A 22256-nucleotide genomic window follows, 5' to 3' on the forward strand; every position below is an offset into this window, starting at 1 on the left:
AGCCTCGGTAAGTAAATGTCAAAGCAAAATAGCCAATAAATTATCGTAAAACAATAATAATTTATCAAAATATAATACTAAACAGTCATACGACGAACCCAATACCCATTTGAAAAACCTGCACAAACGTTCAAGACCGCCTCCCACAACCCGCATAGACTGGGTTAACGTGTTTCCACCATTCCTTGTGACAAGCCACCATGGGCCAACCCACTTCCACCCTCGACTGGCTGCACCGCGCACCGCACGCCAGCGGCCTGGACCGTATCGAGGCGTACTTTGCCGGCTACGCGTTCGATCCGCATCGCCATGACACTTACGCCATCGGGCGCACCTTGTTTGGCGTGCAGAGCTATCACTACCGCGGCTGCATGACCCACAGCATGCCTGGCGCAACCATGGTCATTCATCCCGATGAAAGCCATGACGGCCGCGCCAGCAGCGTGGAAGGCTTCAAGTACCGGATGATTTATGTGGAGCCGGCGCTGATCCAACAGATTCTCGGCGGCAAGCCGCTGCCGTTTATCCACAACGGCCTGTCGACTGACCCGCGGCTGTTCCGTGCCAGCGAGGTCTTGCTGCAAAGCCTGGATTGCCCGATTGATCCGATGCAAGAGCAGGACGCGCTGTTCGACCTGGCCCAGGCGCTGAACGCCGCGTCGGGCGCGATTATCAGCCGTAAATCCTTTGACTACGTGGCCGCCGAGCGCGCCCGCGAGTTCATCCACAGCGCACTGGGGCGCAGCATCACCCTGGATGAAATGGCCGACCATTGCGGCCGTGACCGCTGGGCGCTGTCGCGGGATTTTCGTTTGCTGTTCGGCACCAGCCCCTACCGCTACCTGACCATGCGCCGGCTGGATCTGGTGCGCAGTCTGCTGGCGCAGGGCATGTCACTGGTGGATGCGGCGCTCACCGCAGGCTTCACCGACCAGAGCCATATGACCCGGCAATTTCGCAGCACCTACGGCATGCCCCCGTCGCGTTGGGTGAAGATGTCAGGCCGAGTCCAGCACGGTTAAGGCTTACAGCTGACGCCCGTCAATGGGCTCGCCGATGGCCAGGAAATGCCCGCCCGCCACATGGTGCAGGGTGCGTAACTGATCATGCCCCTCGAAATGCCAGCGCCCTTCGCTGAACACGCGTTCGTCGGCGTAGGCGGCGACCACTTCGCCGAGGAACAGGTCATAGGCTTGCTGGTTGTGCAGCTCGGGCAACAGGCGGCATTCCAGCCAGGCCACGCAGCCTTCCAGCAACGGCGCTTGGGTATGTTCACCGCTGAAGGTGTGCAGGCCGTAGGCAGCAAATTTGTCGGTTTCGGCACCGGTGGTATTGCCGACGGTCTGGACCAGATCCGCCTGGGCTGCGCAGGGCACCTGGAGCACAAAGGTACCGGCGCCTTCCAGCAGTCGGCGGGTCCAGGTGGCCTTGTCCAGTACGACGGCGACTTTCGGCGGTTCGAAATCCAACGGCATGGCCCACGCAGCAGCCATGATATTGCGCTGGCCATTGTGGGCCGCACTCACCAGCACGGTCGGCCCATGGTTGAGCAAGCGGTAGGCCTTGGGCAGCGGAACGGGGCGACGGTAGGTAGGGCTCATGGAGGATCGGCTCTTCAAGCAGAAATAAAACCTACGATACCTCAAGCACAAGCCCTGCGGCTCACATGCGTTTTCATAACGCTTTTTGCATCGGGCCCAACAGTCTTATCGACCCATCAGCCGCCGCTATTTCGGCACACGCCCATCACTTGATACTCCAGGGTATTGAGCATGCCTTTCGAGTCCTCATAGGTCATGCGCGACGGCACGGGTTTGCATGCGTTGATCGGCGGCGTCACGTTGACCACTCGGGCAATGTCCAGTTTCACACCATAGCGATACGCCTGCACCTCGGGTGCCGGCTTGCCTTTTTTGGCAGCGTAAGCAGCCATGGCTTTCTCATTGCGTTCCATCATCAGGGCAAAGGTGCGATCACCACCGCCTTCGGCCAATGCACCGAATGACAAGATTGCGGTGAATAAACTCAGGGCAATTTTATAGGCGTTCATTACAGGTTCCTCGATTGAAAAGTTCAGCGAGGACAGTAATGGATCAATCCTGACGTCAAGGTCGCCAGGACATTACTTATTTGTTAGGTAACCACGGCATTCCGAAATTGTAATGTTCGCGCAACGCAGCTGTTATTCGCCGTTTGCAACTATCAGCCTGGGCCAGATCAATAAGAACGCCCACCTCTATAAGAGCTGATAACTGCCGACACCGAGGAGCGAAACATGAGCATTGCTTACTACACCCTTCCCTTTTCATTGATCGCCGCGCTGCCCCTGGCAGCCGTGGCCGAGGCAGATACAACCGAGGGTTTTATCGAAGGCAGCAGCATGAATGTGCTGGCGCGCAATTTCTACTTCAACCGTGATGACCGCAAGGGCCAGTCCAGCCCCACCGGCAATGGCTATTCCGAAGCCTGGGCGCAGGGTTTGATCGGCAAATTCGAATCCGGGTTTACCCAAGGCACCGTGGGTTTTGGCCTGGATGCGTTTGCCATGTATGGGCTCAAACTCGACTCGGGCACTGGCCGCAGTGGCGGCAAAAGCTCGTTCGATGTGCTGCCGGTGGACAGCGACAACCGTCCCGAAGACAGCTACAGCAAGTTCGGCGGCGCAGCGAAGCTTCGCGTAATGGACACCGTCATCAAGGCCGGCGACGTGTTCCCCGCCACGCCGGTAGTGGCCGCCGGCGACTCGCGTTTATTGCCGCAAAGTTTTCGCGGCGTCACCGTCCAGAACAACAGCCTAGAAGGCCTGAGCCTGCAAGGCGGGCGGCTGAGCGGCATGAGCCAGCCCACCCAAAGCGGCATGGACAAAGGCTTTGCGACTTTCTACGCGGGCAAGGTCGACTCACCCTGGGTCGGCTATTTCGGCGGTCAATACGCCCTCAACAAACACCTGACTGTGAGCCTGTACAACAGCCGTCTAAAGGACGCCTGGGACCAATACTATTTCGGCACCAGCGCCAAATACCCGCTGAACGATGAGGTGTCTGTGTTCGGCGACTTCAACTATTACAAGGCCGTGGACGAGGGCAAAAAACTGCTCGGCGAATTCGATAACAACATCTGGAGCGCCAACGTCGGGATACAGGTCGGTGCCCACAGCCTGGCCGTGTCGCATCAGCGCAACAATGGCGATGACGACTTCGACTACCTGCGCCAATCCGACTCGATCTTCCTCAACAACTCGATCCAGTACAGCGACTTCAACTCACCCAAGGAGCGCTCGTGGATGCTGCGCTACGACCTGGACATGCAGCCATTCGGCATTCCCGGCCTGTCATTCATGGCCCGCTACGCCAAAGGCACCGGCGCCGACTACAGCAACGCGAATGCGGTGTATATGCGCCGTGATGCCGCCGGTGATCCGCTGACCGACCAACGCCGCTGGGAGCGCGACATTGAGGCCAAATACGTGGTGCAGGGCGGCAACTTGAAGGATTTGTCGCTGCGACTGCGCCAGGCCACCGTACGCTCAAGTTCATTCGAGTCGGACCTGGAAGAAGTTCGCGTGATTGTCGAATACCCACTGGCGATTCTGTAGGTTGAACTTACATTCACTTGCCGATTTCCTACATCTGTTAACAGGCTCAAGCCTGTCAGAACTGTAATATCTGCCTCACCTGCGCGTTAAGTTGCACTTTTTATACTGCGCGTCGAACACTCTTCATCTCTGCAGCTTTTGTGTAGCTCCTTTGGAACGGAGATGAATTTTTTACGCCCCGCACGGGGCGTTTTTTTTGGGCGTGGGTTCAGCGGCGAAACGTCGCAGCTGCGTAACCCACGCTTGACCCTGAAGCTACTTCAGCATCCAGAGTTGAAAATAAAGAAATCTCTTACAACTCCCTTAACGCCTCTATGAGGTCATGCCCGTTTCGTTTCCCTTGAAGGTAATTCCCTATGCGTATCCTTGTGGTTGAGGACGAGCAGAAAACCGCTGACTACTTGCAACAAGGCCTGACCGAAAGCGGCTACGTGGTCGATTGCGCCGCCAGCGGTGTCGATGGCCTGCACCTGGCCAGGCAGCACACGTATGAACTGGTGATCCTCGACGTGAACTTGCCCAACACCGATGGTTGGGAAGTGCTCGAGCAACTGCGCCGCGACGGCAACCAGCGCGTGATGATGCTGACCGCACGCGGGCGCCTGGCCGACAAGATCAAGGGCCTGGACATGGGGGCCGATGACTACCTGGTCAAGCCTTTCGAATTCCCCGAGCTGTTGGCCCGCGTGCGTACCTTGCTGCGGCGCAGCGAGCATATCCCGCTGCCGGACGTGCTGCGTGTGTCGGACCTGGAACTGGACCCGCGCCGGCATCGTGCCTATCGCGGCAGCCGGCGCATCGACCTGACCACAAAAGAATTCGCCCTGCTGCACGTGCTGATGCGCCAAGCCGGCGAAGTCATGACGCGCACACAAATCATTTCGCTGGTGTGGGACATGAACTTCGACTGCGACACCAACGTGGTCGAAGTGTCGATCAGCCGCCTGCGCGGCAAGGTCGATGACCAGAGCGAGGTCAAGCTGATCCATACCATTCGCGGCGTGGGGTATGTGCTGGAGGCGCGTCAATGAGAACCAGCAGCCTGTCAATGCGCCTGGGGCTGACCGTCAGCCTGATGGGCGCCGGCCTGGTCGTGTTGCTGGCGACCCTGGCCTACCTGGCCTTGACCCACGAGCTGGACAAGCTCGCGCGCAAGGGTCTTGAAAACAAGCTGGAACAGCTGGAGCACAGCCTGGGCCAGGGCCTGAAGCCGCACGATATCAGCACTCGCCCGCATTCACTGCTGGACCTGGTGATGGGCCATGACAATATCTACCTGACCATCATGGGCGCATCGCACGACGCGCCGGTGCTGCTGAGCGTCGGCGCTAACCCTCAGGAACCGTTGTTGCTGGACGTACCGGTCGGCAAGGCACTGGCGTACCTCAATTGGGTGGACGGTCGCGGCAACCGCATCCTCACCGCCACGCGCCTGATGCCCCTGCAAGGCAGTGAGTACGTGCGCGTGCTGCTGTCGCTGGACCGCTCCGATGACGAAGCACTGCTCAGTGCCTACCTGCGCTCAACGGTGATCGCCCTGCCGCTGCTGCTGATCCTGATCGGCATGGGCGCCTGGTGGCTGGTGCAACGTGGGTTGGCGCCGTTAAAGCAGTTCAGCCATGTCGCGGCCCAAGTCTCGACCCAGGACCTGACTCACCGTTTATCCCTCGACAACCTGCCCAAGGAACTGGGCGAGTTGGCGCAAGGCTTCAACATCATGCTCAGTCGACTGGACGCGGGCGTGCAGCAACTGTCGCAGTTCTCCGACGACCTCGCCCACGAGTTGCGCGCCCCCTTGACCAACTTGATGGGCAAGGCCCAGGTGACCCTCTCCCGTGACCGGCCTTGCGAGGAATACAAGGCAAGCCTGGAATCCTGCACCGAGGAAATGGAGCGCCTGTCGCGCATCGTGTCCGACATGCTGTTTCTTGCTCAGGTCAGCCACCCGGCAGCGCGGGCAGGGTTTGACCGGGTATCGCTGGGCGAGGAGGCGCAACGGGTGATGGAGCTGTTCGCCCTGAGCGCCGAAGACAAACACGTCAGCCTCAGCTTGCGTGGCGATGCCTGGGTGACGGGGGATCGCCTGATGATCCAGCGGGCGATTTCCAACTTGCTGTCCAACGCGATTCGCCACACGCCTGAAGCCGCCAGCGTATTGCTGCTGGTGGAAACCTACGACCAGCGCGTGTCGCTGTCGGTCGGCAACCCGGGCCGTGGCATCGAAGCCCATCACCTGCCGCACCTGTTCGAACGCTTCTACCGCGCCGACAGCAGCCGCACCCGCGCCGAAGGCGGCACGGGGCTGGGGCTGGCGATTGTGCAATCGATCATGCACCTGCACCAGGGGCATGCCGACGTCAGCAGCCAGCCGGGGCGCTTTACCCGGTTCAGCCTGGTGTTTCCTCTTCCTTGCGATGCGCCCAGTGATACAGCGCCGGCAATACCAGCAGGGTCAGCAACGTAGAAGAAATAATCCCGCCGATCACCACCGTCGCCAACGGGCGCTGCACCTCGGCGCCGGTGCCGGTGGCCAGGGCCATTGGGATAAACCCCAGGGACGCCACCAGCGCGGTCATCAACACCGGGCGCAACCGCGTCAGCGCGCCCTCGTTGATTGCCACCGACAGCGAGCGCCCTTCCTCGCGCAGGTTGCGGATGAAGGCAATCATCACCAAGCCGTTCAGCACCGCCACGCCAGACAGCGCAATAAAGCCCACCCCCGCCGAAATCGACAGCGGAATATCCCGCAGCCACAGCGCCATGATTCCACCGGTCAGCGCGAACGGAATCCCGGTAAACACCAGCAGCCCGTCCTTGAGGTTGTTGAACATCATGAACAGCAAACCAAACACCAGCAGCAGCGCCACCGGTACCACGATGCGCAAGCGCTCGGAAGCTTCCTTCAACTGTTCGAACTGACCGCCCCATGTCGTCCAGTAACCCGCCGGTACTTTCACCTGTGCGGCAATCGCGGCCTCGGCCTCTTCCACAAACGAGCCAATGTCCCGCCCGCGCACGTTGGCGCTGACGATCACCAGGCGCTTGCCGTCCTCGCGGCTGACCTGGTTGGGGCCGAGCACCAGGTCCAGGCTCGCGACCTGGGACAAGGCGATAAACCCCAGCTGCCCGGTCGCATTGCCGGCCAGCGCCGGCACCGGGATCAACAGCCGCGACAACCCGTCGATATCGGTGCGCAGCGCGTCGGACAAACGCACGACCATGTCGAAACGGCGGTCACCTTCATACAGCGTACCGGCCTGGCGCCCACCGACGGCAACCGCAATCGTGTCCTGTACATCGCCGACATTCAGGCCAAACCGCGCAGCCTTGTCGCGGTCGATATTGATGGTCAGCACCGGCAGGCCGGAGGTTTGCTCCACCTTCACTTCCGAGGCGCCTTCCAGCTTTTGCAAGGTCTCGGCGATTTCCCCTGCGGTGCTGTTGAGCACTGCCATGTCATCACCAAACACCTTCACCGCGACATCGCTGCGCACCCCGGAAATCAGCTCGTTGAAGCGCAGCTGGATCGGCTGCGACAGCTCGTACGCGCTGCCCGGCACAATCGCACTGGCGCGCTGGATATCGGCGATCAGCGCTTCGCGGGACTTCTTCGGGTCCGGCCATTGTTCCTTGGGTTTGAGCATCACGTAGCTGTCGGAAATGTTCGGCGGCATCGGGTCGGAGGCGATTTCCGCGGTGCCGGTGCGCGCGAACACCCGCTCGATTTCCGGCACCTCGGCCATCAATACTTTCTCGAGCTGCTGCTGCATCTGCACCGACTGCGTCAGGCTGGTGCCGGGTACGCGCAGGGCCTGTTGGGCGAAGTCGCCTTCGCTGAGGCTGGGGATAAATTCACTGCCCATACGGCTGGCCACGGCGCCCGACGCAACGATGGTCATCACCGCCAACCCAAACACCAACGGGCGGCGCCCCATCACCCAATCCAGCACCGGCGCATAGCCGCGGCGCGCGGTGCGCATCACCAGGTTCTCCTCTTCCTTGACCTTGCCGGTGACGAACAGCGCAATCGCCGCGGGTACGAAAGTCACCGACAAAATCATCGCGCCAAGCAAGGCGAGCACCACGGTAAACGCCATCGGGTGGAACATTTTCCCGGCCACCCCGGTGAGGGCGAAGATCGGCAGGTACACCACCATGATGATCAGTTGCCCGAAGATCAACGCGCGGCGCGCTTCCTTGGCGGCGCCGAACACTTCATGCAGGCGCTCGCTGCGCGTCAGCAGCCGCCCGTGCCGCTGCTGCGCATGCGCCAGGCGGCGGATGGCGTTCTCGACGATCACCACCGCACCGTCGACGATGATGCCAAAATCCAGCGCGCCCAGGCTCATCAGGTTGGCGCTGACCCGGTTGGTAAACATCCCGGTAAAGGTGAACAGCATCGCCAGCGGAATCACCATCGCGGTGATCAGCGCCGCGCGGATATTGCCCAGGAACAGGAACAGCACCGCGACCACCAGCAGCGCGCCTTCGAAGAGGTTTTTCTTGACGGTGGCGATGGCTTTTTCGACAAGATTGGTGCGGTCGTACACCGTGACGGCCACCACGCCCTGGGGCAGCGAACGGTTGATTTGCTCAAGTCTTGCTGCCACGGCCAGGGACACGGTCCGGCTGTTTTCACCGATCAGCATGAACACCGTGCCCAGCACCACCTCACGGCCATTTTCGGTGGCGGCACCGGTACGCAGCTCGCGCCCGATCTCGACCTGGGCGACGTTGCTCACACGAATCGGCGTGCCACCAGCGGTGGTGATGACGATGTTGGCGATATCGTCGATAGACGCGACCTGGCCCGGCGCGCGGATCAGCAACTGCTCGCCGCTGCGCTCGATATACCCGGCGCCGACGTTGGCGTTGTTGCGCTCCAGCGCCGTGACCAGATCAGTCAGGGTCAGGTTGTAGGCCGCCAGACGCTTGGGGTCGGGGGCGATCTGGTACTCCTTGGCAAACCCGCCGATGGTGTTGATCTCGGCCACGCCGGGCACGTTGCGCAACTGCGGCTTGATGATCCAATCCTGGATGACCCGCAGGTCGGTCGGCGTGTACGGTGTGCCGTCTTCCTTGAGCGCGCCCTCTTGCGCCTCCACCGTCCACAGGAAAATTTCCCCGAGCCCGGTAGAAATTGGCCCCATCTGCGTGTCGATGCCGACCGGCAATTGGTCACGCGCGACTTGCAGCCGTTCGTTGACCAGTTGGCGGGCGAAGAACAGGTCGGTGCCGTCCTTGAAGATCACCGTCACCTGCGACAAACCCGAACGCGACAGCGAGCGCGTCTGCTGCATGCCCGGCAAACCGGCCATGGCGGTCTCGATCGGGAAGGTGATCCGTTGCTCGGTTTCCAGCGGCGAAAAACCGGCCGCCGACGAGTTGATCTGCACCTGCACATTGGTGATATCGGGCACCGCATCGATGGGCAGTTTCTGATAGCTGGCGATGCCGATACCGGCCATCAACAGCACCGCCAGCATCACAATGATGCGCTGCTCGATGGCGAATTGGATAAGGCGCTCAAACATGGGAAATCACTCGCAGGATCAATGGGCGTGCTCGGCCGAGCCCTTGCCCAGTTCGGACTTGAGGATAAAGCTGCCTTCGGTGGCTACCTGGGCTCCGACATCCAGGCCTTGGCGCACCTCGACGTAACCGTTTTCGCTCACGCCCAATTGCAGATGACGCGTGACAAAACCGTGCTCGGTGCGTACGAACACCGAGGGTTTGTCCTCGACGGTCTGGATCGCGCTTTGCGGCACGCTGACCTTGGCCTGGTAAGTGTCGGTGGCCAATTGCACAGTCACAAACAACCCCGGGCGCCACGTCTGGTCGGGGTTGGGCAGGCTCACGCGAACCGTGGCGGTGCGTGTCTGCTCGCCCAGCAGGTTGCCGACGTAGGCCACGGTGCCAAGCACTTCAGTGCCCATTTCGGTCGAAATCACCTTCACCGCTTTACCCACCCGAACCTTGTTCAAGTCCTTGGGAAAGACACCGAAGGTAACCCACACCTGGGACAGGTCCGACAGGGTGAAGGCGTTGCTGGTCTCACCGACCACTTCGCCGACCCCGAGGTGTTTTTCCACCACCATGCCGGCGAATGGCGCGCGCAATTCATAGCGATTGCCACCGACCAATACTGCGCTGCCACTGAGCGCGGTCATCTTTTGGCGGGCGTTGTTCAGGGCGATTTCAGCTTCTTGCAAGGTCTGGCGCGCCAGCAGGTAATCCTGCTCGGCGGAGATTTCGTCCTTCCACAACTGGCGCTCGCGCTGGAAGGTGGTGCGCGCCAGTTCGACGCGGCGCTCGTTGGCTGCCAGCTCGCTGCGCTGATCGGAAATCTGCTGGCTGGCGATCACTGCCAACACCTCACCTTTCTTGACCGACTGCCCGAGGTTGACCTTCACCGCCTCAACCACACCGGCCGCGCGCGGCACGATGTGCGACGTACGGTCCTCGTCGAAACGCACCTCGCCAGGCAGCGTCAGCAACGTGCTGATCGCGCGAGGTTGGGCCGGGGCGAGTTGAATCCCGGCGGCCTGGATCTGCTGCTCGGTGAGTTCGATCTCGCCTTCCTCTTCCTCGGCGCCTGCAAAACCGGACATCATCAGGCCCAGGGCGACGGCAAGCGCCACGCCGTGTCGTGTGTTCATAAGGGACTCCAGAAAATATCAAAACCGGGCGAGATCGCCGTAGATCCGTTCGATGCGCACCCAGGCGTCGGTGGCCTGGGCGGTCGCCGTGAGGTATTGGTTACGTGCCGCGATCAGGGTGCGTTGGGCGTCGAGCACCTCGAGGAAGTTGAACTTGCCCATCTCGAAACCACGGGTGGCGGCGTCCACCGCACTCTGGGCGGCTGGGAGGATTTGCTGATTGAAGGCGAGCACTTCGGTATTCGCGGCTTGCCACAAGTCCAGGGCCTGACGGGTTTCGGTGCGCAGCCGCAGTTCGGCGGCATTGCGCAGGTCGCGCGCCTGGTCGGCACGGCGGCTGGCGGCGAGCACATTGCCCTGGTTGCGGTTGAACAACGGGATCGGCATCGACACCCCCACCACATTCACCCGCTCGCGCGCACCGGCGTCGTACTGGCTGCCGATGGATACATCGAGGTCGGGAATGCGCTGGGCTTTTTCCAGGCCGACGCTGGCTTCGCTCTGCAGGATCTGCAGTTCAGCCAGACGCAGCTCTACGGTTTGCTCAAGGCGCGCGAGCAACTGGGCGGAAGCCGGCAAGGGCGGTGCGGGTTGGCGTTGGGTGGCAACAGCCTGGAAGTCGGGGGCGGCGCTGCCGGTGCTGGCGGCGAGACGGCGATAGGCGTCGGTCAGGCCGATCTGGGCGCGGTTCAACTCCAGGCGGATCTCAGACAGCTGCACCTGCGCACGAGTGGTCTCCACCGGCGAGGATTTACCGGCGGTGACGCGCCCTTTGGCGACCACCAGGCCGCGCTCGGCCAGCGCCAGGGAGCGCTGCGCCAGCTCAAGGCGTTCCTGGGCACGCAGGGCGCCGTAATAGCTGTCGATTACCTCGGCGCGCAACAGGTTGCGGCGCTGTTCCAAGCCCAGCGCGGCGGCGTCCTGGGCGCGTGTGGCGACGTCGATACGCGCACCGCGTTTGCCGCCTAGTTCCAGGGTCTGGCTCAGTTTGAGGGTGGTGACGCGGGTGTCGCGGCGGGTGTCTTCGGCATCCCAGGAGGCCACCGGGTTGGGGATCAACCCGGCCTGTTGGCGACCGCCCGCGGCGATGTCGATTTCCCATTGCGCGGCGGCCAGGTCCGGGTTGTTGGCGAAGGCGGTTTGCAGGGCTGAGTCGAGGGTGACGGTCTGCGCCTGGGCAGCGCTGGTGGCTACCCACAATGCCGCCAGGCCCAGCAGTGTTCTAACGGAAATTGCCATAACGAGAGTTCCACGCCCATGAAGTCGCTGAGGTTTCCCAGCGGGGGCAATGTAGCTTTCGGTACTTATCAGAGCGGTGGGCGGAACATTACAAATCCGTTAGGCAGGATCAGGCATGCACGTCGTCATGTTCGTCGTGCTCAAAGCCTGCGCCTTCAACCTGAATGGTCGCGTGGGAAATATCGAATTGTTCGTGCAGCAATTCGGTTACCTGGCTGAGGATTTGTTGCTCGGAGCTCAGCGCCGAATCCGCCACCAAGTGCGTGCTCAGAACATTTTTGCCACTGGTGAGCGCCCAGATATGCAGGTCATGCACGTCTTTAACCCCAGGCACTGCACGAATGGCCTGCTCGACCTGATCGATATCAATCCCGTCCGGCACGCCTTGCAGCAGCACGTTCATGCTTTCCTTGAGCAGCGTCCAGGTGCGCGGCAACACCCAGAAACCAATGGCCGCCGCGACCAGCGAATCAACCCAGCCCCAACCGGTGAACATGATCACCACCGCCGCGATGATCACGCCGATGGAGCCGAGCATGTCGCTCCAGACTTCCAGGTAGGCCCCTTTCACGTTGAGGCTTTCGCCACTGGCGGCGCTGAGCAGGCGCATGGAAATCAGGTTGACGACCAACCCCATCACCGCGACCACCAGCATGCCGGTGGACTGGATCTCGGCCGGGGCCTGCAACCGTTGATAAGCCTCATAGAGAATGTAAAACGCCACCGCAAACAGCAGCAGCGCATTGAAGGCTGCCGCCAGGATTTCAAACCGCGCATAACCGAAGGTGCGCTTGCGGTCGGCGGCGCGCTTGGCGACCTGGATGGCCACCAGGGAAATCGCCAGGGCCAGGGCGTCGGTCATCATGTGCGCGGCGTCGGACAACAACGCCAGGCTGCCGGTGATGAATGCACCGATCACCTCGGCAATCATGAAACTGCCGGTCAGGCCGAGGGCGATCCACAGGAGACGCTCGTGGCCGGCGCGTGCTTGGGCGTGGCTATGTCCTGCACTCATGAAATGTCCTCAAAGGCTGTGGTCTGTTGATCATAGAGCTATAGGCCATAGGCCCAGGCATGGGTTGCAAATTTGTCATCTGTACGCCAACTGGCCGTTAGATTGAGCGCACCAAAATCGCACAGGAACGCTCTGGAACGGTTGTATCAGGTATGCTTTCCGAGCAGGAAACAAAAAGAAACAAATTAGCCTACCTGTTCGATAAGGAGTCCCGTTTTGGAGTTATCGACCGCCGCGTGGATGGTTCACGACACCCGCCTCATGTTCTGCGTCCTGCTGGCGATCGCCAGCATCATCGTGTTGATCAGTGCGACCAAACTGCCGCCGTTCCTGTCGATCCTGATCGGCACGTTTATCGCTGGCGTCGGCGCCGGATTACCCCCTGAGGAAGTCGCCAAAGCCTTCAGCAAGGGCGCTGGGGCGATCCTCGGTGAAGCCGGGATCATCATTGCCCTGGGCTCGATGCTCGGCGCGCTGATGGCCGAATCCGGCGCCGCCGACCGCATCGCCACCACCCTGCTCGGGCTGGGCAAGGGCAAGTCGTTGCCATGGGTGATGGCGCTGGTGGCGATGGTGATCGGCCTGCCGCTGTTCTTCGAAGTAGGCCTGGTGATGATGGTGCCGATCATCTTTGTGATGGCCAAACGTTCAAACCAGCCGCTGCTGAAAATCGCCATTCCGGCGCTGGCCGGCATGACCACGTTGCACGCCCTGATGCCGCCGCATCCGGGTCCATTGATCGCGGTGGGCGCGCTGCACGCCGACCTGGGTTTGACCATGTTGCTGGGCTTTTGCCTGGCCGTGCCGGCGGTGATTCTCGCGGGGCCGCTTTACGGCAACTGGCTATCCAAACGCCTGCACGTGGATGAGCCAGCCGACATCGGCGCGTTGTTCAGCGCACCGCCCAAGGCCCCGCGCCAGCCGAGTTTTGGCGTGTCGTTGCTGATCATTCTGTTGCCGGTGATTTTGATGCTGGGCAGCACCTTGGCCAAAGTCGCATTGCCGGCCGAAAGCACTGTCGGCCTGACCTTGAAATTCCTCGGTGAACCGCTGATTGCCCTCGGTCTGGCCGTAATCGCTGCCGTCATCTGCCTGGGCTGGGCCGCCGGAATGCCGCGCGCTGAAGTCGGCAACACCCTGCGCAAGGCCCTCGCGCCCATCGCCGTGTTGCTGCTGACCATCGGCGCCGGTGGTGGTCTCAAGCAAACCCTGCTCGATGCCGGCGTCAGCCAGACCATCAGCAAAGTCGCCGAAGGCGCGCACATGCCGTATCTGCTGCTGGCGTGGTTGATCGCTGTGGCCCTGCGCCAGGCGACCGGCTCGGCCACCGTCGCGACCACCACCACGGCAGGCATTCTTGCGCCGATGATGGCCGGGTTGGCGGCGACCCAGAGTTCACTGGTAGCGTTGGCGATTGGCGCCGGCTCGGTGTTCTTCTGCCACGTCAACGACGCCGGGTTCTGGATGGTACGTGAATACTTTGGTTTGCAGCTGAAGCAGACGATCTGGGTATGGTCGGTGTTGCAGACCATTGTGTCGGTTGTCGGCCTGGTGGGTACGCTGTTGCTCTGGCACTTCCTGACTTAACGCTCAAGCGGCCAAGGTGTGGCGCTTGCCAAACAGCGCCACACTCGCCACCCCCACCGCCCCCATCACCACACAATACCCCACGCAAATCCACGGGCTGGTCGGCATCAGCGCAATCAGCAGCAACGGCGTGGTACTCGCCCACAGCGCGTAGGCGATGTTGTAGGTGAAGGAGATCCCCGACACCCGCACCTGCGCCGGGAACAGGCCGACCATCACCGACGGCACCGCGCCCACCACCCCGCAACTCAGGCCCGCCACGGCGTACGCCGCGCCCAGCCAGATGCCGCCGTTGATCAAGCTGGCGTACAGCAGCGCGATGCCTACCGGCAGCAGCAAGCTGTAGACCAGCACTGCGCGCCAGGCACCGATGCGGTCCACCAGCAGCCCGGCGAGTACGCAGCCGATATTCAGAAAAACAATGCCCAACGCGCTCAAGGCGAAGGTGTGGCTGGGGCTCATGCCGAAGGTTTTCTGCATCATGGTCGGGGTGATGACCACCAGCACCACCACAGCGGAGGTGAGTACGCAGGTGAGGATCATCGCCGGCAGCAGCACCGCGCGATGATCGCGCAGGACGGTGCGCAGCGGCATTTCCCCGGCGGCCTGGCGGCGCGCCTGCATTTCGAGGAATACCGGGGTTTCGCTGAGCCAGCGGCGCAGCCAGACGCCGATCACGCCGAATACCCCGCCGAGCAGGAACGGAAAACGCCAGGCGTAATCGAGGATTTCGGTCGGGGTGAAGACTTGCGCGAGCAACGTCGCCGTGAGTGCGCCGAGCAGGTAGCCGAAGGTCAGGCCGGCTTGCAGGAAGCCCAGCGCATAGCCGCGGTGATTACGCGGTGCGTGCTCGGCGACGAAGGTCCAGGCGCTGGGCACTTCGCCGCCCACCGCAGCGCCCTGCAACACGCGCAGCACCAGCAGGATCAGCGGTGCGAAATAACCGATTTGCGCGTAGGTTGGCATGATGCCGATCAGCAGGCAGGGCAGCGCCATCATCAGGATGCTCAGGCTGAACACGCGTTTGCGCCCCAGGTGATCGGCAAAGTGCGCCATCAGGATGCCGCCCAATGGGCGCGCGAGGTAGCCGGTGACGAAAATGCCGAAGCTTTGCAGCAGGCGCAGCCACTCGGGCATCTCCGGCGGGAAGAACAGTTGGCTGAGGGTCAGCGCAAAGAATACGAAGATAATGAAGTCGTAGATTTCCAAGGCTCCGCCCAGGGCGGCCAGGCCCAGGGTTTTGTAGTCGGAGCGGGAAAACCGCTGCGCCTGTGGAACAAAGGTGGCAGTCATGTTGAGGCTCGGCAGACAGACAAAATGGCGTGCAGGTTATGAGTTGCGCCGGATGATGGCAATCGCGGCAGATATATTTGTTTTCCTCATGGATCGATGAAGATAACTGCATTCCCATATCAATGGCCGTAGCGGAATATGCCGTAAAACTGCCAACACCCATAATAAATACAAGAGGAAAGCCCCGTGGCCGACGCTATCGAAGACAGCCGCTATGCCCGATTTGCCCTGCGCTGCTCCAATTTTGCCGAGCGCTGGTTTCCTGACTCCTGGGTGTTTGCCGCCCTTGCGGTGATCATCGTCGCCGTAGCGACCCTGGGCATGGGCGCCGCGCCGACGGAGGCGGCCAAAGCCTTTGGCGACGGGTTCTGGAGCCTGATCCCGTTCACCATGCAGATGGCCTTTGTGGTGATCGGCGGTTACGTGGTCGCCAGCTCGCCACCCGCGGTGAAGCTGATTGACCGCCTGGCGCGCATCCCGAAAAACGGCCGTTCGGCGGTGGCTTGGGTCGCGTTGATTTCCATGGTGGCCTCGCTGCTCAACTGGGGCTTGTCCCTGGTGTTCGGAGGGTTGCTGGTGCGCGCATTGGCACGGCGCACGGACTTGCGCATGGACTACCGCGCGGCCGGCGCTGCGGCCTACCTCGGTCTGGGTGCGGTGTGGGCATTGGGGCTGTCGTCGTCGGCCGCGCAATTGCAGGCCAACCCGGCGAGCTTGCCGCCGTCGATCTTATCGATCACCGGCATGATCCCGTTCACCGACACTATCTTCCTGTGGCAATCCGGCGTGCTGTTGCTGGCGCTGATCGTGGTGTCGCTGATCATCGCCTATGCCACGGCGCCCGGCCCGAACAGCGCCCGTGACGCCAAGGCCTGCGGCGTCGACCCGGCCTTCAACCTGCCCAAGCCGCAGCCACCGACGCGCCCAGGCGAATGGCTGGAGCACAGCCCGCTGCTGACCATCTTGTTGGCGCTGCTGGCCGCCGGCTGGCTGTTCCATGAGTTCTCGACCAAGCCGGCGATCAGTGCGATCTCGGGGCTGAACACCTATAACTTCCTGTTCATCATGGTCGGCGCGCTGCTGCACTGGCGCCCGCGCAGTTTCCTCGACGCCGTGGCCCGGGCCGTGCCGACCACCACCGGCGTGCTGATCCAATTCCCGCTGTATGGCTCGATCGCCGCGCTGATGACCGTGGTCAAGGGGGGTGACGGCCAGACCCTGGCGCACCATATCTCGACCTTCTTCACCTCCATCGCCTCCCACGATACATACGCCTTGCTGATGGGCGTGTACTCGGCGGTGCTGGGCTTCTTTATCCCGTCGGGCGGCGGCAAGTGGATCATCGAAGCGCCTTACGTGATGCAAGTGGCCAACGACCTCGAATACCACCTGGGCTGGGCGGTGCAGATCTACAACGCGGCCGAGGCGCTGCCGAACCTGATCAACCCGTTCTATATGCTGCCGCTGCTGGGCGTGCTGGGGTTGAAGGCGCGGGATCTGATCGGCTTTTCGTTCGTGCAGTTGCTGGTGCACACGCCGCTGGTGTTGTTGCTGTTGTGGGCGCTGGGCACGACGTTGAAGTATTTGCCGCCGGTGATGCCATAGGGCAAAGCGGTTTTTCTGAGTAAATGCGCAGGGGTTGTCCCACTCAATGCGGTGACTACCCCTGACTTCTGCCACCAGCGTCTTTGATTAACCTGACTCGGGTAACTCCTCACCTGACACCAAGGAAATCCGATGACGCCCCTATCCAAATCGCTGGAAGAGTTGATCGCTGCCATTTACAAGGACGGTAACGTATCGCTCGTTGAGTACCAGACCCTGCGCGACAATGCCGATTGCCGCATGAATGCCGTGGTTCAGGAGTTCGGCTTGCACAACAACCTGACAGCCTTCCAGAAGGCAATGGATGTCGCCATGCAGCTCCTCCAGACCAGCGTGATCGATGCAAAGAAGGCCAAGCTGACCGACACCGGCGAGGCGATCGTCAGGGACGCGGTGGTCGCCCAGGTCGAGTACTTGCGCGTCGGCTGCCAATTGGCGTTGCAGTTGCTGTAACCGCCACACGCTCAATGAGCCGCCTCGTCGCTCCAGCCACTGTCTTCGTTCCGTCACATTCCATTGCTACCGTCCTGCGAAATATCTTGCAACATCTCGCCAGGAAGCCCCGCAATGAGCGACGCGCACGAAGACCGCCCTGCCCCCGACTCCGTAGCCCAACCACCGGTAGACACCAGCCGCCGGCGCTTCCTGGGGGGCGCGGCGGTGCTGGGGGTCGGCGCGACCTTGAGTGCCTGCGGCAATACCAGTGAAGCACCGGGCAAACCGGTGGCGCGGCCGCTCACGCCGCAGGAGTTGGACAAGGCGCTGCACGAGCAGGTGAAAACCGTGGTGGTGATCTATGCCGAGAACCGCAGTTTCAACAACCTGTTTGCGGACTTCCCCGGTGTGGAGAAACCGCTGTCGGCACTCTCCACTACGGATTACCAACAGCGCGACCGCGACGGTGCGGTATTGACCACCCTGCCCCCAGCCTGGGGTGGCGTACTGCAAGTGGGCCCGCAAAGCGTGGACGGCGTGACCTACCCCAGCGAGGTGCAATTCCAGGAGAACCTGCCCAACGCGCCATTCGCGCTCAAGGGGCCAAACGCCGAGGACCTGCCCCTGAGCCTGGTGACCCGCGACTTGTGGCACGTGTTCTACCAGAACCAGATGCAAATCAACGGCGGCAAGAACGACGGTTTTGTCGCCTGGGCCGACGCCGGTGGCCTGGTGATGGGCCATTACGCACAGAGCCGCTATTCCCTGCGCCTGTGGGACGTGGCCAAGGAGTTCGTACTCTGCGATAACTTTTTCCAGGGCGCCTTCGGCGGCTCGTTCCTTAACCATCAATACCTGATCAGTGCCACTGCGCCGTTTTACCCGAATGCGGTGCAATCGGTGGCCAAGGCGCAGATCGCCACGCTGCAGAGCGACGACCCCACCGACCCGCGCCTCAAGCCGCTGGGCACGTCTCCCGCCAGCGCCATGACGGGCCCGCCGCAGTTCGGCCCCAGCGCGCTGACCCCGGACGGTTACGCCGTAAACACCCTGGCCCCGCCCTACTGGCCGACCTGGATCCGCGACCCACAGAACCCGGACTATTCAAAACCCGACCTGCCCAACGTGCTGGTGCCGCAAACCCACGAGCATATCGGCGACAAACTGTCGAAAAACAACATCGACTGGGCCTGGTACGCCGGGGCTTGGCAGGCCACGTTGGATCAGTTCAAGGATTCGGGCGGCATTCCGAAAATCCCCAACTTCCAGTACCACCACCAGCCATTCAACTACTTCAAGCGACAAGGCCCGGAAAACCGCGCCGAGCGTGACAAACGCCTGCGTGACGGCGGCCTGGGCGACGAGTCGAGCACCAACAAGTTCTTCGCCGACGCCCAAGCTGGCAAGCTGCCTGCCGTCAGCTTCTACAAGCCCCAGGGCAACCTGAACATGCACGCCGGTTACGCCGACGTGGCTTCGGGTGACCGCCATATCGCCCGTGCCTTGAAAGTGCTGCAGGAAAGCCCGCAATGGAAAAACATGGTGGTGGTGGTCACCGTCGACGAAAACGGCGGCTGGTGGGACCACGTCGCACCACCCAAGGGCGACCGTTGGGGCCCGGGTACGCGGATTCCGGCTATCGTGGTTTCGCCGTTTGCGCGCAAAGGCACGGTGGACCATACGGTGTACGACACCGCGTCGATCCTGCGCCTGATCACCCGAGTGTTCCGGTTGGAAAAACTCGACGGCCTCAAACAACGTGACGAGGCGATGATCGCCCGCGGCCAAAAGCCCATGGGCGACCTGAGTAACGCCTTGCAATTCGACGCCTAGGTTGGCCGCAAACACCGCGCCCCAGCCTTGAGTACGCACAAAAAAAAACCGAATTCTACTGTCAGATTTAACAGTAGAAATCGGTTCTGTCTTCGGTAAGTCTTGAGCCGGGCCCATCTGCTGCAAGACTGGCCGTCAGACATCCTCCGCAGGTCGATGCAGCCCAACCAAGGAGAGTCATGAAAACTCGAGCCATGGACAAGGCTAAAACTGCTGTGAGTGATTGCCTGTACCCCTTCAAGACGCTGATCGCCGAACACGGCTACCCCTCATCCGAGCACTTCCAGGTGATGCACGCCGCGGATGGCACGGTGGCGGGGATCCAGGCTCGCAAAGACTTTGACAGCCGCATGCGCATTGCCAAAATCTCCGGCTACGCCGTGAGCGAGCGCCGCCCTCATTCGTTTCAGCTGTCGGCACGCATCCACTTGTATGACTGCTGGTTCTGCGGCCTGCTGCGGCATTCCTGCAACCCGAATGTATTTATCGACAGTACGTACCTGGAGCTCTGGAGCGTGCAGCCCATCGCTGCCGGCGTCCTGCTGACCCTGGATTACGCCAGCACCGAGGATGCGCTGTTCCGGCAGTTCGCTTGCCAGTGCGGCGAGCTGAACTGCCGGGGCTGGATCACCGGCAGCCAGGAGCCATTGAATGCCGATGGCCAGGCATTCATGACCCGCTGGAGGATGCGTAAACGAACTTAGGCTTCGCCCAGCGGACGCAGGCGGTATTGCGGCGGCAGCTGCTCGAAGCCACTGATGGTGGTGTTCAAGCTCTTCCAGCGGCCGTCCTTGATGCCGTAGATGCAGCCGTGGATCGACAGGCTCTGCCCGCGGTGCCAGGCGTTTTGCACAATGCTGGTATGGCCGACATTGGCCACCTGCTGAATCACGTTCAGCTCACACATACGGTCGACGCGCTCTTCTTCGGTCGGCAGCTGGGCCAACACGTCGCGGTTCTCGTAATAGAGGTCGCGAATGGTGCGCAGCCAGCCATCGATCAGGCCGAACTGGCGGTCCTGCATCGAGGCGCGCACGCCGCCGCAGCCATAGTGGCCGGTGACCAGGATGTGTTTGACCTTGAGCACGTCGACCGCGTACTGGATCACCGACAGGCAATTGAGGTCGGTGTGCAGCACCACATTGGCCACGTTGCGGTGCACAAACAGATCACCCGGCAGCATGCCGACAATCTCGTTGGCCGGTACGCGGGCGTCGGAGCAGCCGATCCACAGGTATTCCGGGGTCTGCTGGCGGGCAAGCTTGGCGAAGAATTCGGGATCTTCCTGTTTGATCGCATCCGCCCAGCGTTCGTTGTTATCAAGCAGGTCTTGTAGTTCGTTCATCAGGGAAAGCCTCAGGAATGATGCACAGCTCTGACACACGACCGCCCATCCGGGTCACGCCGGGAATAAAGATAGCCGGCTGGCAATTACTTGAATCTTGGGGAGCCATGCCTGTCCACACACTATAAGCCCCACAGTATGAGGATTGGCCATGACTGAATCACGACGTCCCTACGGCGCTACACAGCCCGAACCGATTGACGACAACGAAGACCGCATGGGCTCGATGCGCGAACTGGATTTTGACGAAGAAGGACCGACGGCGGAAATCGGCGATGAAATCCCGCCGCGTGAGCGCGAGCACTTGATGCCCGACGAACGCGTGCGTGAGGCCGGGATGACCGGTGCTTCGACGGATGACCATGAGCCGACCGACGACGACATGAGCCCGGAAACGCTGATCCATGAGGATGGCGCGCGGGATGCTCGGGAGGAAGGTGAAGACAACCCGGCGGACTTCGATTTGAGCATCGTCGATGAAGATGACATTGGCGGCGGCAATGGGTTGGATGAAGCCGAACTGGCGGATCTCGATCCGGTCGACGGTAACCGCTGAAAAAACGCGGTTAAAAATGTGGGAGCGGGCTTGCTCGCGAATACGGTGTATCAGTCAGTACATTGCTGACTGATACACCGTATTCGCGAGCAAGCCCGCTCCCACGTTGGATTTCAGGCCTCAGTCGACCAGGGTGCACGCCATTACGACCGCGTCTTCGCGGCCACCCACGGCCGGGTAATAGTCTCGGCGGCGACCGATTTCATTAAAGCCATAACGTTCATACAACCTGAACGCGCCGGTATTGCTGTCACGCACTTCCAGGAAGCATTCGCGCGCGTTGGCGGCATAGGCGCGGGACATCAAGTGTTCGAGCAATGCCAAGCCGAGGCCACGGCCCTGGTTTTCCGGCTTCACGGTGATATTCAGCAAATGCGCTTCATCGAGGATGATCTGCACCACGCCGTGGCCCACTTGCTGCTCACCTTCGAACATCAGCCAGATCTGGTACTTGCCCAGCCCATCGAGAAAGATCCCGCGGGTCCAGGGGTGGCTGAACGCCGCGTATTCGATTTTCAGCACGGCGTCGAGGTCAGCCTCGGTCATCGGGCGGAAGGATAAAGCCTCACTCATCGGTTGTTTTCCAGCGCGCCATCAGCCGGCGCATGGCTTGCCAGACATCAGCCTTACGCTGTGGCTCTTCCATTAATAATTCCAGGCCCGGCAGGGCCCATACCGAACCCAGGCCTTCGACCTGCAGCTCGCGGTACCAGGCTTCGGCATTCGCTTCACCGGCAAAGCGCACGGCGGGCAGGCCGATCAGCCACAGGCACACGCAGGGTTCGTCTTCCAGGCGCGCCGAGACAAAACCCTGGACAAAATCCCGCGCGGCTTCCGGGCCCTGGTCCATGGTGCCGCGCACCAGCAGTGGCCAGCGCACCGGGTCACCGACGATCTGCGGGCTGTCGGGCAAGCCGGCGGCGCGCAGCATGTCCTTGAGCAGCATGTAGGCCGGGTCGCGGGTCTGGAAGCGTTCGCCGGTGGGCAATTCCACCAGTAGCAGGCAACGCCCGGCGCGCAGCAATTGCAGGGCAAAACGCGGCGGCGGCACCACCGGGGCCTTGACCACCGGGGCGGCCTCTTCGGCCACCACC

At 61.6% G+C, this 22256-nt stretch carries 20 protein-coding genes; 10 read left to right on the forward strand and 10 right to left on the reverse strand.

Annotated elements, in window-relative coordinates:
- The first annotated feature begins 200 nt into the window (after positions 1-200).
- A complete protein-coding gene (locus WBR57_RS24525; RefSeq protein WP_424087427.1) occupies positions 201-1022 on the forward strand; it encodes a helix-turn-helix domain-containing protein in 822 nt (273 codons plus the stop codon).
- A 3-nt stretch (positions 1023-1025) separates the two neighbouring features.
- Here the strand turns inward: WBR57_RS24525 and WBR57_RS24530 are convergent, their stop codons facing one another.
- On the reverse strand, positions 1026-1601 hold the full coding sequence (locus tag WBR57_RS24530; protein ID WP_424087429.1) for a flavin reductase family protein: 576 nt from the start codon (positions 1599-1601) through the stop codon (positions 1026-1028).
- Between the two features lie 116 nt (positions 1602-1717).
- Positions 1718-2050, reverse strand: a complete 333-nt coding sequence (locus tag WBR57_RS24535) for a DUF2790 domain-containing protein (protein WP_424087431.1) — start codon at positions 2048-2050, stop codon at positions 1718-1720.
- Between the two features lie 225 nt (positions 2051-2275).
- Here WBR57_RS24535 and WBR57_RS24540 point away from each other — a divergent pair, with 225 nt between their 5' ends.
- The 3 genes from WBR57_RS24540 to WBR57_RS24550 all read left to right on the forward strand — a co-directional run bounded on the left by WBR57_RS24540 (position 2276) and on the right by WBR57_RS24550 (position 6059).
- Positions 2276-3595: an OprD family porin gene (locus WBR57_RS24540; protein ID WP_424087433.1), complete on the forward strand. Its 1320-nt coding sequence runs from the start codon at positions 2276-2278 to the stop codon at positions 3593-3595.
- Positions 3596-3951: 356 nt separating this feature from the next.
- Positions 3952-4626 (forward strand): heavy metal response regulator transcription factor, encoded by a 675-nt coding sequence (locus tag WBR57_RS24545; protein ID WP_122539401.1) that lies wholly within the window; start codon positions 3952-3954, stop codon positions 4624-4626.
- Entirely contained in the window at positions 4623-6059 is a 1437-nt protein-coding gene (locus WBR57_RS24550) for a heavy metal sensor histidine kinase (protein WP_424087435.1), read from the forward strand. The genes WBR57_RS24545 and WBR57_RS24550 overlap by 4 nt, the downstream gene beginning before the upstream one ends.
- On the opposite strand, the gene WBR57_RS24555 is transcribed toward WBR57_RS24550, so the two are convergent.
- The 4 genes from WBR57_RS24555 to WBR57_RS24570 form a co-directional block, all read right to left on the reverse strand.
- A complete protein-coding gene (locus WBR57_RS24555; RefSeq protein ID WP_424087437.1) occupies positions 5983-9129 on the reverse strand; it encodes a CusA/CzcA family heavy metal efflux RND transporter in 3147 nt (1048 codons plus the stop codon). The genes WBR57_RS24550 and WBR57_RS24555 overlap by 77 nt on opposite strands.
- An 18-nt stretch (positions 9130-9147) precedes the next feature.
- Positions 9148-10254, reverse strand: coding sequence for an efflux RND transporter periplasmic adaptor subunit (locus WBR57_RS24560; protein WP_424087439.1), 1107 nt, complete (start codon positions 10252-10254; stop codon positions 9148-9150).
- Positions 10255-10272: 18 nt separating this feature from the next.
- A complete protein-coding gene (locus WBR57_RS24565) occupies positions 10273-11493 on the reverse strand; it encodes a TolC family protein (RefSeq protein ID WP_424087441.1) in 1221 nt (406 codons plus the stop codon).
- A 109-nt stretch (positions 11494-11602) separates the two neighbouring features.
- Positions 11603-12508 carry a cation diffusion facilitator family transporter gene (locus tag WBR57_RS24570; RefSeq protein ID WP_424087442.1) on the reverse strand — a complete coding sequence of 302 codons (906 nt, stop codon included), beginning with the start codon at positions 12506-12508 and terminating at the stop codon, positions 11603-11605.
- Positions 12509-12724: 216 nt separating this feature from the next.
- Between WBR57_RS24570 and WBR57_RS24575 the strand changes: the two genes are divergently transcribed.
- Positions 12725-14095 (forward strand): gluconate:H+ symporter, encoded by a 1371-nt coding sequence (locus WBR57_RS24575; protein WP_056859179.1) that lies wholly within the window; start codon positions 12725-12727, stop codon positions 14093-14095.
- A 3-nt stretch (positions 14096-14098) separates the two neighbouring features.
- On the opposite strand, the gene WBR57_RS24580 is transcribed toward WBR57_RS24575, so the two are convergent.
- Positions 14099-15388: an MFS transporter gene (locus WBR57_RS24580; protein WP_424087444.1), complete on the reverse strand. Its 1290-nt coding sequence runs from the start codon at positions 15386-15388 to the stop codon at positions 14099-14101.
- Between the two features lie 186 nt (positions 15389-15574).
- Between WBR57_RS24580 and WBR57_RS24585 the strand changes: the two genes are divergently transcribed.
- The 4 genes from WBR57_RS24585 (at position 15575) to WBR57_RS24600 (ending at position 19965) form a co-directional block, all read left to right on the forward strand.
- Positions 15575-16993: a short-chain fatty acid transporter gene (locus WBR57_RS24585; RefSeq protein ID WP_424087446.1), complete on the forward strand. Its 1419-nt coding sequence runs from the start codon at positions 15575-15577 to the stop codon at positions 16991-16993.
- A 132-nt stretch (positions 16994-17125) separates the two neighbouring features.
- Positions 17126-17446, forward strand: a complete 321-nt coding sequence (locus WBR57_RS24590; protein ID WP_424087448.1) for a hypothetical protein — start codon at positions 17126-17128, stop codon at positions 17444-17446.
- A 114-nt stretch (positions 17447-17560) separates the two neighbouring features.
- Positions 17561-19261, forward strand: a complete 1701-nt coding sequence (acpA, locus tag WBR57_RS24595; protein WP_424087450.1) for an acid phosphatase — start codon at positions 17561-17563, stop codon at positions 19259-19261.
- Positions 19262-19440: 179 nt separating this feature from the next.
- Positions 19441-19965 carry an SET domain-containing protein-lysine N-methyltransferase gene (locus WBR57_RS24600; RefSeq protein WP_424087452.1) on the forward strand — a complete coding sequence of 175 codons (525 nt, stop codon included), beginning with the start codon at positions 19441-19443 and terminating at the stop codon, positions 19963-19965.
- Here the strand turns inward: WBR57_RS24600 and can are convergent.
- Entirely contained in the window at positions 19962-20606 is a 645-nt protein-coding gene (gene can, locus WBR57_RS24605) for a carbonate dehydratase (protein WP_003188288.1), read from the reverse strand. The genes WBR57_RS24600 and can overlap by 4 nt on opposite strands.
- A gap of 151 nt (positions 20607-20757) precedes the next feature.
- Between can and WBR57_RS24610 the strand changes: the two genes are divergently transcribed.
- Positions 20758-21162 (forward strand): serine kinase/phosphatase, encoded by a 405-nt coding sequence (locus WBR57_RS24610; RefSeq protein WP_424087454.1) that lies wholly within the window; start codon positions 20758-20760, stop codon positions 21160-21162.
- A gap of 120 nt (positions 21163-21282) precedes the next feature.
- On the opposite strand, the gene rimI is transcribed toward WBR57_RS24610, so the two are convergent.
- Both rimI and WBR57_RS24620 read right to left on the reverse strand, forming a co-directional pair.
- On the reverse strand, positions 21283-21735 hold the full coding sequence (gene rimI / locus WBR57_RS24615; RefSeq protein WP_003188286.1) for a ribosomal protein S18-alanine N-acetyltransferase: 453 nt from the start codon (positions 21733-21735) through the stop codon (positions 21283-21285).
- Positions 21728-22256 (reverse strand): energy transducer TonB (locus tag WBR57_RS24620; protein ID WP_424087457.1); only part of this gene is annotated, 529 nt, incomplete at its 5' end. The genes WBR57_RS24620 and rimI, both read right to left, overlap by 8 nt.

The organism is Pseudomonas sp. (assembly GCF_049590575.1).
Lineage (GTDB): Bacteria > Pseudomonadota > Gammaproteobacteria > Pseudomonadales > Pseudomonadaceae > Aquipseudomonas.